The organism is Planktotalea sp. (assembly GCF_018607965.1).
Lineage (GTDB): Bacteria > Pseudomonadota > Alphaproteobacteria > Rhodobacterales > Rhodobacteraceae > Planktotalea.
In genome coordinates this window covers 1-10367 of the sequence record NZ_JABBAM010000016.1, presented here as the reverse complement: position 1 = coordinate 10367, position 10367 = coordinate 1, and the positions used below count along the sequence as shown (strand labels likewise).

10 protein-coding genes are annotated in these 10367 nt (G+C 54.2%); 3 read left to right on the top strand and 7 right to left on the bottom strand.

Going from position 1 to position 10367, the window contains the following annotated elements; all coding sequences use genetic code 11:
* Positions 1 to 387: 387 nt before the first annotated feature.
* The 6 genes from QZ279_RS01120 to QZ279_RS01095 form a co-directional block, all read right to left on the bottom strand.
* Positions 388 to 636 (bottom strand): hypothetical protein, encoded by a 249-nt coding sequence (locus tag QZ279_RS01120; protein WP_293447002.1) that lies wholly within the window; start codon positions 634 to 636, stop codon positions 388 to 390.
* A 94-nt stretch (positions 637 to 730) separates the two neighbouring features.
* Positions 731 to 1936, bottom strand: a complete 1206-nt coding sequence (locus QZ279_RS01115) for an FAD-dependent oxidoreductase (protein ID WP_293447000.1) — start codon at positions 1934 to 1936, stop codon at positions 731 to 733.
* Positions 1936 to 2730, bottom strand: a complete 795-nt coding sequence (locus tag QZ279_RS01110) for an ABC transporter permease (RefSeq protein WP_293446998.1) — start codon at positions 2728 to 2730, stop codon at positions 1936 to 1938. The genes QZ279_RS01115 and QZ279_RS01110 overlap by 1 nt, the downstream gene beginning before the upstream one ends.
* The gene (locus tag QZ279_RS01105; protein WP_293446996.1) at positions 2723 to 3490 is read right to left on the bottom strand and encodes an ABC transporter ATP-binding protein; all 768 of its coding nucleotides are present in this window, start codon (positions 3488 to 3490) and stop codon (positions 2723 to 2725) included. Before QZ279_RS01105 ends, QZ279_RS01110 begins: the two co-directional genes overlap by 8 nt.
* A 57-nt stretch (positions 3491 to 3547) precedes the next feature.
* Positions 3548 to 4561 carry an ABC transporter substrate-binding protein gene (locus QZ279_RS01100; RefSeq protein WP_293446994.1) on the bottom strand — a complete coding sequence of 338 codons (1014 nt, stop codon included), beginning with the start codon at positions 4559 to 4561 and terminating at the stop codon, positions 3548 to 3550.
* 31 nt (positions 4562 to 4592) lie between these two features.
* Complete coding sequence (locus QZ279_RS01095) at positions 4593 to 5255, bottom strand: GntR family transcriptional regulator (protein ID WP_293446993.1); 663 nt, start codon at positions 5253 to 5255, stop codon at positions 4593 to 4595.
* Between the two features lie 91 nt (positions 5256 to 5346).
* Here QZ279_RS01095 and QZ279_RS01090 point away from each other — a divergent pair, with 91 nt between their 5' ends.
* On the top strand, positions 5347 to 6141 hold the full coding sequence (locus tag QZ279_RS01090; protein WP_293446991.1) for a hypothetical protein: 795 nt from the start codon (positions 5347 to 5349) through the stop codon (positions 6139 to 6141).
* Between the two features lie 408 nt (positions 6142 to 6549).
* Positions 6550 to 7578 carry a hypothetical protein gene (locus QZ279_RS01085; RefSeq protein WP_293446989.1) on the top strand — a complete coding sequence of 343 codons (1029 nt, stop codon included), beginning with the start codon at positions 6550 to 6552 and terminating at the stop codon, positions 7576 to 7578.
* A 346-nt stretch (positions 7579 to 7924) separates the two neighbouring features.
* On the opposite strand, the gene QZ279_RS01080 is transcribed toward QZ279_RS01085, so the two are convergent.
* Positions 7925 to 8959: a LacI family DNA-binding transcriptional regulator gene (locus QZ279_RS01080; RefSeq protein WP_293446988.1), complete on the bottom strand. Its 1035-nt coding sequence runs from the start codon at positions 8957 to 8959 to the stop codon at positions 7925 to 7927.
* Positions 8960 to 9039: 80 nt separating this feature from the next.
* Here QZ279_RS01080 and QZ279_RS01075 point away from each other — a divergent pair, with 80 nt between their 5' ends.
* Complete coding sequence (locus tag QZ279_RS01075) at positions 9040 to 10221, top strand: phytanoyl-CoA dioxygenase family protein (protein WP_293446987.1); 1182 nt, start codon at positions 9040 to 9042, stop codon at positions 10219 to 10221.
* Positions 10222 to 10367: the final 146 nt, after the last annotated feature.

Here is a 10367-nt window from a genome sequence, read left to right as displayed (position 1 = left end):
GCGCGGCGAGTTTTCACGCTGCGAGCGCGCGGCATAGTGTTGTGACTTCCGCAACGGGCTCCAAGCGGCCATTCGCTGCGTCACGTATGAATGTCCGCTCTAGGATGACAGCCTCCACTTATACTGATCGTCAGGCATAAAGCACACCTCAGTGCAGGCGGGGCCAAGTCCGCCGTAGGGAGGGCCACCGCGGGCAGGTGCAAAAAGCTTTCGGGTGACGCTGGTGACGCTGGTGACGCATATTCCTACTGCACGGTCTATGGTGAAAAAATATATTCATTAGCAAATATGGTTTTACCGAATAGAGAGCGCAGTAGGAATATGCGTCACATGCGTCACCCTACCCTCGATGGCTGATCACCCCGCACCCAGCCGACATTAGCCGCGTTATGCACCAACGACTGGTTCGGGAATACGCGCCGTTCGCTGCGGCTTGTCTGAACTCACACGACGTGGGACAAAGCGCCCTTCTGCCGCTTCTGCACAAAAGTCTGCTTTAGGATTGCTGTATGCGATGAAAAAGGAGACTTTGAAGTGGCTCAAAAAGTGTTTAAGGACCCGCTGCCAAATTTGCTTATGCTTGATGCCCTGCTGGACCTCGGCTTCAACGCCGCGACAATAGGAGGTTTTGTCCATTACCTTTCAGTAAGCTCACTTCGAACAGTTCATAGGCTGGCAGCCTACTTGTGATCCTTATGGTTCTGAACAAGTGGAACAGGCGTGATACCGTCTAAATGATTTGTAACTGCTTTGCCGCAGCGCGCCCTGCCGCGTCGCCCGTTGCTAAGGCTGTCCCCATAACACGGATAGAGGCATAAGCGCGCGGGTCCGCACCTATCGTACGACCCGCGAAATATAAGTTGTCGATATCCTTTGCGCGCAACGCATCCAGCGGGATTGATGCCCACCCCTCGCCACCAACTGGCGTGTAAACCGGCCTACCCGGAACGGTATGATCCTCCATAGGCCACGCCGCTTTGGCGACGCCGTCTGCGCGCTGACGTCCGGTTGCGATGTCCTCATAGGTTAGCTCATAGCGCGCAGCGGGGTGGCGGCTTTCGCGGATGCCGATTTGCGGCCCAGTTTGGACGACATAGGCGTTTTGAAAACCTGGCACATGGGCGCGCAAAAGGGCTGCGTAGTCATGGGCTGCTTCGCGGGATGCGCGTTCCGCAATAGAAAAGCTGGCCGAGCTAAGGTCGTCCATCGGGTGATCAAACATCATCCACCACATTTCGCCGGTGTTTGGCACGGTGGTGAAAATGCCACCGTCATCCCGGGCAGACGGCCAATCTCCGGTATAGGATTTGAACGCCGCTATGATGGCATCCCGATCAATGGGGACGCTTTGGTCGCGCCCACCAATGCGGATGGGCGCAGAGATTGCCTGCAACCGCCCCTCAAGATCACCGGTCCGACATGGGACACCTGCGACGAGTGACAGATTGGCGTCGCCTGTTGCATCCACAAAGCTTTCGGCTGAGACACGCGTCCGGCCATCCATACCGGCCAGCGTCACGGATTGGATTTTATCGGCGGTGCGAGTCGCGGCCGCGATGCGTGTGTGCAACAAAACATCGACACCATTGGCCGTAAGAACACGGTCCAGCGCAAGTTTTACGGTTTCTGGCTCAAGCAGGATGATCCAATTCAGTGTGGTGGGCGACGAAAAGGGCGCGCAATCAAGACCCAGCTTGCGCAGTTCGACCAAAACCAGATCCGCAGCGCCATCCACCGCCTTGATCGGTTCGGGGCCTTGTTGAAAAAAACCGCAATAGGCCAAGACTTGGGACGTGGTCGCAGCCCCGCCGAGAAATCCGTATTTCTCAACAAGCAAAACGCGAGCGCCCGCTTGGGCGGCCCCCAATGCAGCACCGACACCGCCCGCACCGCCACCGGCAACAACGACGTCATAATCGCATTCGGGTTTTCGCATCAGGTCCGCCAGCCAAGCAAACGACGCTCAAGCATGCCAATAAGCGCAGAGATCAACACCCCCAACAGCGACAGGATCACGACACCCGCAAACAGGCGTTCAAGATCATAAAGCGAGCCTGCCTCGAGGATATAGGCCCCGATCCCGTATTCAGCACCAAGCATTTCGGCAGCGACCAGCAAGATGATTGCAATCGCAAGACTGATCCGCAGGCCCGACAAAATACCGGGCATGGCACCGGGCAGCACGATTTTGCGCACGATCGACCACCATGAGAGGCCGAAACTTTGTCCCATGCGGATTAGCGTGCGGTCTACATTATCAACTGCGCCATAGGTTGCCACAACGGTCGGTGTGAATGTGCCAAACGCGATCAACGCGTATTTTGACCCCTCCCCAATGCCGAACCAGATCACAAACAGCGGCAGCAGCGCGATTTTCGGAATCGGAAAGATTGCAGCCACAAGCGGCACAAGGCCAGAGCGCACATAAGAAAACAGACCTATCATGATACCGACAGCGATCCCGATGCTGGCCCCGAACAGCGCGCCCACAAACAAGCGCGACAGGCTCGGCAGCAAGTGCTTGAACAGCAACCCACTGTCATAAAGCTGGCGGAAGGTATCTAGCACATCGGTCGGGCGCGGCAGCGACAGCGCCGAAATCCAGCCTGCGCGCGTGCCCCATTCAACGAACAGGATTAGTGCGACAAAGACCAGCACGCCGACCCATCGGCGGGATTGTGGCGCAAAGCCACCACCGCGAAACGCGACGGATTTTCCGGTATTATCCATGAAGCAACTCCGCATCGGCTGCCCGCGCTTCGTCGCGCATCAATTGCCATAAGTGTTTCTGTGCACGGTCGAGGTCGGCATCCCCGAATTCGCGTTTGGCCAGAGGTTTCTCAATATCGACAATTTCGCGAATTTTTCCGGGCCTGCGCGACAGAACGACAACCTTGTGCCCCAAACGCACAGCCTCAGCCAGATTATGCGTGACGTATACGGCGGTAAAGGGCTGGCGCGTCCACAGCTCGACCAGATCATCCATCAATAATTCGCGGGTCTGACTGTCGAGCGCCGACAGCGGCTCGTCCATCAGCATGACTGCAGGGTTCACGGCCAGGGCGCGCGCGATAGCGACGCGTTGTTTCATTCCGCCGGACAGCTGCTTGGGCAGCGCCTTGGCAAAGTCGGTCAGCTTGGTGCGTGCCAGCACATCATCGATTATAATTTTGGCCGCGGCCCCATTGATGCCGTGGTCTTCGAGCACCAACGAGATGTTGCCAGACACAGACCGCCACGGCAGCAGCGCGAAATCTTGGAAAATATAGGTGAGCGGGTTCAGGCAGCCCTTGGGCGGATCCCCCAGTTGCAAAACACGGCCGCTCTTGGGCTTTTCCAACCCACCGATAAACCGCAACAGCGTAGATTTACCACAGCCTGACGGCCCAACAATGCAAACGATTCGACCACTTGGAATATCTAAGGTGATGTCGCGCATCACTTCAAATTCGTCATAGGAATGGCCTATGCCGTCCAGCCGAATATCCATGGGGACCCCTTTGAAATAGAAACGGGGCTAGCATCGCGCCAGCCCCGTTTTGATAAATTATGCGCCGATGATGTCCACGTAGGACTGGTCAACCAGCTGATCAATCGAAATGCCCGCATCCACGAGATCCTCAGACTTGAACCAATCAAGCTGGTCTTGGATCGAGGCGATGTTCAGCGCCGCACCTGCGTTGATGCGCATCGTCCCGTTGATGATGGACGGGGCTGCCTTGGCACGCTCGCGGTCTGTGTAGACGTATTTGTGAATCAAATCGACCATTGCGTCCTGGTCGGCAGTACCGTCGATCATCGCAGCGGCGTAATCGTCAGCCCCGCGAGAGAAACTATTCAAGAACGCCTCTGTCTGGCCACGCTCATCAGCGGCATTGGACGCAGAGGTGAACACAGTCGTCACTTGATAATTAGGCAGATAATCTGCGACGTTGCCAATGATGTGCAGCGCGCCGGACCCCGCCAAAGGCTTGGCGATATGTGGGACAATGGACCATCCGTCAACCTGACCGGACTTCATGGCACCAATGATCGCGCCGACTTTTTGCAGTGGGACGAACGACAGATCAATTCCTTCGGCCTGCGCCATCTTCGACCCCATATAGTGGAAAGACGACCCCGACTGCGTGACCGCATAACGCTTGCCATCCAGCGCCGCACAAGAGGTCACACCGGCTTGGAATGCCGCGTCAGAGGCAAGGTACTTCTGCCCGTCAATGCCAGCTTCTTCGCTCAACGCGCCACCGATGACTTTGATTGCGTCTTTTTCAGCCAAATTGACCAGCCCGCCCGAGACGGCCGTAACCGCGTAGTCTACATCGCCGGACGCAATGGCAACAGCCATAGGCGTTGCCGCTTGAAAGAACTCAAACTCGACGTTCAGACCAGCATCGGCGAAATACGCACGTTCTTTCGCGATGAAGCTTGCGGAATGCGATGTGAACCGCAACGCGCCGACTTTGATCGTCTTGTTTTGTGCATAAGCGGGGGCTGAAAGCCCTGCTGCGGCCACGGTGCCCCCCATAAGGGCCATTGCCTTGCGGCGATTTAGATGTGTCATGATATCCTCCCAATCTGATAGTTTGTAGTCGTTATTGTCGAAGCTCTGCTGCAACGTCGTCTTGCAATAAGGTCAGGGCGTCTTCTGCCCGGCGATCCAGAACCGCGGCAAGCAGTCCTTTTTGTCGCTGTTGTCTCACCCCCCAGTCCAAGCGTCCTTCGCGCATTTGCGCCAACCGAAAGCGGCGGCTTTGATCAAAGAACTTGCGTTGCAAATCAATCAAACGCGGGCTGCCGCAGGCGTCGATCAGAGCAAAGGAAAAAGCGCGGCAGGCTTCATCCCACTCTAACGCGACCAGATCATCAGGGCTGGTTGCCGCCGCAGCTTCAGCCTTTTGCAAAGCGTGATGCGCGGCCATGACACGGCCCTCCCACGCGATGTCGCCAAGCTCGATCGCGCGCGACAAGGCCAGCTTTTCGACCTCGCAACGAACCATCTTGATATCGCGCACATCGTCTTCTGTGGCCGAGGTGACGCGGAATCCACGTTGTGCTGTGGCCTCCACCAAGCCTTCGGTCGACAAGATACGCAGAGTCTCGCGCATGGAATGATTAGATCCACCATAGCGGATGCGCAGCTCGTTCAACTTCAGCTTTTGGTCCGGCAGCAAAGTCCCGAACGCGATATCGCGGCGCAACGACGAGGCAATCAGCTCAACAATTGTACTGTCATCCGAGGACTTTCTGGAAAACATATTTTTTACACCGTAAAATCAAAAACGTTGGACATTTTTAGAGATATGCCCTCATTTAAGTCAACCTACATTTTCACATGAGGACAGATGAGTGAACATTTCAGGCAGAACCAGGCTTTTTCCTATCATCGGAGATCCCGTCGCGGGTGTTGTGTCCCCGCCTGCGGTGAATGCGTGGTTTCAGGCAAATGCCGTTGATGCATGTATGATGCCATTGAACATCCCGGCATTGAACATCGCGGGGTTCTGGGAAATGCTGCGTGCGTCAAACACGTTTCTGGGATGCTCGATCACCTATCCGCACAAGCAATCAGCCTATGCGCAGGTCGAGACCATGACCTCACGGGCCACCCGTTTAGGAGCACTGAACACAGTCCGGCGCGCCGATGACGGATCGCTGTATGGCGATGCAACCGACGGCACGGCGTTGTTGCAAGCGATTGAAGGCGCAGACATCAGCGTCAGTGGCGCATCTGTACAGATCACCGGCGCAGGCGGAGGCGCTGGCCGTGCCATTATCGACGCCCTATGCGAAGCAGGCGCGGCGCAAATTATCCTTGAAGATACCGACGCCGCCCGATTGGCGCAGACGGTAGCATTGGTGGAACAGTTTTGGCCAAACACGTCGATCGACGACAAAGGCCCGGCAGATATCATGATTGATGCAACCCCGAACGGGAAAAATGCCACCGCCCCTACGCTGTTCGCTCCTGAGGTTGTATCGGGTTGCAAGGCAGTCTGCGATATTGCCGGTCAGCACGGGCAAAGCCAGCTGTTGAAAACCGCAAAACAGATGCAAAAAATCGTAATTGATGCCTCAGACATGGGATACTGCCAAGTCCAAGCCCAGATGGCATTTCTGTTCCAAGACCAAACCGCATTTTGATGATTTATTGAAGACCAGACGTTCAAACATTTCGCAGCATCCGTCACTCTGGGCTCTCAACGGCCATTCGCTGCGACACATATGAATGTCCGCTCTAGAATAACAGTCTCCACTCATACTGATCGTCATGCATGAAGCGCACCTCAGCGCAGGCGGGGCCAAGTCCGCTGTAGGGAGGGCCACCGCGGGCAGGTGCAAAAAGCTTTCGGGTGACGAAGAGCTGCCTCTTCGGGAGCAGTGGATTTTAAACAGACAGACAAGACATCCAACGGACACGTCCGACCCATGTCAGCGCCCCATGCAGACGGACAGACACGGACAACCCACTGTAGGGGTGTCCAGTTGTCCGGTGGGGGAGATGAGAGTTGGGGTGGCCGCTTGTGGCGTGGTGTCCTTGCTCGTAGCGTGGTGAGCAAGCAAAGCATTCGGAGACCCACCCTGATGATCAGATCGCTCTTTATAAGCCTCATACTGCTCGTAGGAGCGCCGAGCTCTACGCTAGCCACCAGCTTTGACTGTGCCAGAGCAGCGACGGAGACTGAGATCGCCATTTGTAACAGTGTTGAATTGTCGAATTTAGACGATGTGCTCGCTTCACTGTACCAGTTAAAGCGCCAGATTGACCTGAATACTGAGTACTTCGAAAGCAATTCGAGTGAATATGAGGCACACGGCTATGAGACCCCTGTTTTCTCACCCCTAACCACCCAAGCGAAACAACGCTCATGGATCCAAAATGTTCAAACAGGTTGTAACGGTGACGTCAATTGCCTTGTACGTGCTTATCAAGACAGGATCGCAGATTATTTTTACAGATATTCTTCCGCTGAACGAGCATCTGATGTGTCTCCCGACTGGCGGATCACAAATATGCTGAACTTGCCCAACTCAGCTCATTCTGTGGTGGTATGGCGTTACGATTTTCCTGACAATCCCGACCAAATGGCCCAGCCATACATTTATATCATAGCTATTCACGATCGAGAGAATAAAAGCGTAGTGTCGATAAACTATCCGTTGCTAGGATACGTAGAAGATTCATACCGAGTGATTGAGATCGATATGAGTGCGTCATCTGAAGTTGCATTTTCAATTAACATTTCAGAAATGCGTTCAGCGGGCGGTTGGGGTGCCTCTAGTACAACCTTTAGCTTCCATCTCGAAGACAAGAATTATCTTGTTTCTAAAATAAAAATGACAAGCTGGGCCAGAAACCTTCTAATATTTGAGCATCGAGTCGTCGACTTTCAACAAGGCATGTATTCACAAAGATATGAAAACAGCAGTGGTGAGCCCCAAGAAATTGACGGTAACCTTTTAGCTATTGATCAAGAAATAACGTTGAAACGACCGGTACAAAGCCTACCGGTTTGGTCTTTTGAACAGGTTTCCAACGAAGCGCTTTACAGTCTAATTACAGCTATTCATGGCAACTAAGATGATATCTGCAATCAGGTTTTTTCAGAGCAAAAAGCATCCTGAAACGGCAGACTGCCTCCCCCTCACCCCAGACGAATGTGCTCAGCCCGCAGGCATCGCAGCCTAGGCTGACGCGGGGGGGCACTTGCGGTTCTGTCGCAGCTTGTATCTGGGAGGATCGTAGGGGTGCTGGCCGCACTATGCGCTGTGTGACCTTACAAAGCTGCAGGCCAGCCATTACTGCACAGCGACGTCTTACACACCAACGACTGGTTCGGGAGTACGTGCCGTTCGCTGCGGCTTGTCTGAACTCACACAACGCGGACAAAGCGGTCGCTCAGTGCGTGATAGCGGATGTCCGCTTTTAGAAAAGCCTTTTGAGAGGTGGAATATTCTCGGGAGTAACGACCTGAATATGAGATATGGCTGTATGAGGCGGAACGGGCATGAGCTGGTGATGATGCAAAAAGGCTTGGAACACGTTTTGCAGATCAACGCGAAGATCATGGTGCAGTACATAGCTGAGACGCCCATCTGCAATTAGCTGTCTGTTATCATGGTCCAGATCGTGGGCCACAAATACATCAGGCAGTGACCCGTTCTGTTCGAGAGCATTCAAAATCGCCGAATTGCCGCCACCCATCGAATATACGGCACGTATTTGGTCCAGACCTGCGATCGTGCTTTGCATAATACGCGATGTTTCAAAGTTAACGCCGCTGCCCCCACTTGCATCTATGATACGCAACTTTGGACACAGTCGGTTTAGGGTCGCCATGAACGCCACTTCTCGCTCTTCCTCCCCCAAGAACTGGTCCTGACTTCTTGAGGTCAGGACTGTTCCGTCGCTGTCGCCGACTGTCTTCGCAATTAAATAGGCCGCCGTGTGTCCTGCGCTTTCATTATCAAGGCCAACATAGACTATGCGCTTTGTTGTGGTCAGGTCCGTGACCAACGTGACCACAGGAATGCCGGCCGCGATTAATTGATCCACAGCCGATCTAATTGTCGGCAGATCACGCGCTTTTATACAAACGCCATGGCTGCCACGTTTTGCGATACGCGACAAAGCAGCGGTGACCTCGTCTTCGCCCATGATTTCTTGCGCCTGGAACCTCGGACGGCAAACGGCGCTTCCGATATGTGGCAAAACCTGTTCAGCGGCTTTTTGTATTTCACGACTAAAGCGTGTTGGTGCTTCGATTACAAAATCGAAGAACATTCGTCGACCACGGGCGGTCAATTGCGCTTCTTGTCCTGTCAGTTCAGAGATAGCGGCTGCCACACGCGCCTTGGTTTGCGGGCTCACGTTCGCGCGATTGTTTATCACGCGATCCACGGTCGCGGTGCTAAGCCCCGACTGCCTGGCAACTTCTTTGACTGGAAACCGATGTGTCATTGATGTCTTTCTGATGTCTTTTAAGAAACCAATCAAGAGTTCATTGCTGCAAATTGAGGGGGAACACAGGGAGACATTCAATGAACCACCTTATCGAAACGGATGCAGGATATTTTGATAGCGCAGCATGTGATCTGCATGCGTTCACCGCGATCATAGATCAAACTACAAACCCATCAACCGTTCCCAACGCCGACGACATCCAAAAGAATGTCCCCATTTATGACATATCCAAATTGCGCCCATCTCTTGAGGGCACAGAGAAGCGCCGAATAATTATGGTTGAATGGGCGCGTGCGCTTCAGGCTGGCGCAGGTGTTCTGGTTCTGCGCGGGGCCTATGCGGATACGACCGTTATCGATGAAGCCACCGCGATCTTTGAGCAGATCATCGCAACAGAAAAACTCGCAAGCGGCGGTGGTGGCGACCATTTCGCGGCGTCGGGGTCCAATGACAGGATTTGGAATTCATTGCAGAAACTATGCGAGGAAGCCCCGGAGGTGTTCTTCCGATATTTCGCCAACACATCCATTGCTGCGGCTTGCGAGGCGTGGCTTGGCCCGAACTATCAGATGACAGCGCAAATCAACCTAGTTCATCCCGGTGGTGCCGCACAACAAGCGCACAGAGATTATCACCTCGGCTTTCAAACGGCTGAAAACAGTGCGGAATATCCCGCACATGTTCATGATATTTCGCCGGCTCTGACGCTGCAAGGTGCAGTTGCACATTGTGATATGCCCGTCGAAAGTGGTCCGACAAAGCTCTTGCCGTTCTCGCAACTTTACCGTGCTGGGTATACCGCGTGGCGAAGGGATGATTTTCGAGCACTGTTCGAAGAACGCTGCATTCAATTGCCGCTGGCAAAGGGGGATGCCCTATTTTTCAATCCTGCGCTCTTTCATGCAGCAGGCGCAAATACGAGCAATGACATCCACCGCATGGCCAATTTGTTGCAGGTGTCGTCTGCATTCGGGCGTGCCATGGAAACGGTAGATCGCGAGAAGATGTGCAAATTGTTGTACCCCCATGCGCTTGCCGCGCATCAAAAAAGCGCGTTGGGTGCTTTGGCCCTAAAGGCTGCAATTTCTGCGTCCGCAGAAGGATATTCATTCCCGACCAATTTGGACCGCGACCCCCCTAAAGGCGGGCTTGCACCTGAAACGCAGCAAGCGCTGTTTGCGCGTGCCCTTGCTGAGGGTCTCGACTTTCACGAATTTGAAGCGGTTCTGGATGAGATGCGCATCAAACAATTGGCGTAGCTTCAAACTATCCAAGAAGAAGCGTCTAACGATTTCGCCAAGCCTGGCCTGCAAAGCGGCCATTCGCCGCTCTGCAGAAAACTGTCACTTCGGGCTCTCCACGGCCATTCGCTGCGACACATATGAATGTCCGCTCTAGAATAACA

Bases quoted from the DNA above. Each gene is read 5' to 3' on its own strand.
- QZ279_RS01100 (WP_293446994.1), bottom strand. From the start codon at position 4,561: ATGACACATCTAAATCGCCGCAAGGCAATGGCCCTTATGGGGGGCACC.
- QZ279_RS01075 (WP_293446987.1), top strand. From the start codon at position 9,040: ATGAACCACCTTATCGAAACGGATGCAGGATATTTTGATAGCGCAGCA.
- QZ279_RS01105 (WP_293446996.1), bottom strand. From the start codon at position 3,490: ATGGATATTCGGCTGGACGGCATAGGCCATTCCTATGACGAATTTGAA.
- QZ279_RS01120 (WP_293447002.1), bottom strand. From the start codon at position 636: ATGGACAAAACCTCCTATTGTCGCGGCGTTGAAGCCGAGGTCCAGCAG.
- QZ279_RS01095 (WP_293446993.1), bottom strand. From the start codon at position 5,255: ATGTTTTCCAGAAAGTCCTCGGATGACAGTACAATTGTTGAGCTGATT.
- QZ279_RS01080 (WP_293446988.1), bottom strand. From the start codon at position 8,959: ATGACACATCGGTTTCCAGTCAAAGAAGTTGCCAGGCAGTCGGGGCTT.
- QZ279_RS01115 (WP_293447000.1), bottom strand. From the start codon at position 1,936: ATGCGAAAACCCGAATGCGATTATGACGTCGTTGTTGCCGGTGGCGGT.
- QZ279_RS01110 (WP_293446998.1), bottom strand. From the start codon at position 2,730: ATGGATAATACCGGAAAATCCGTCGCGTTTCGCGGTGGTGGCTTTGCG.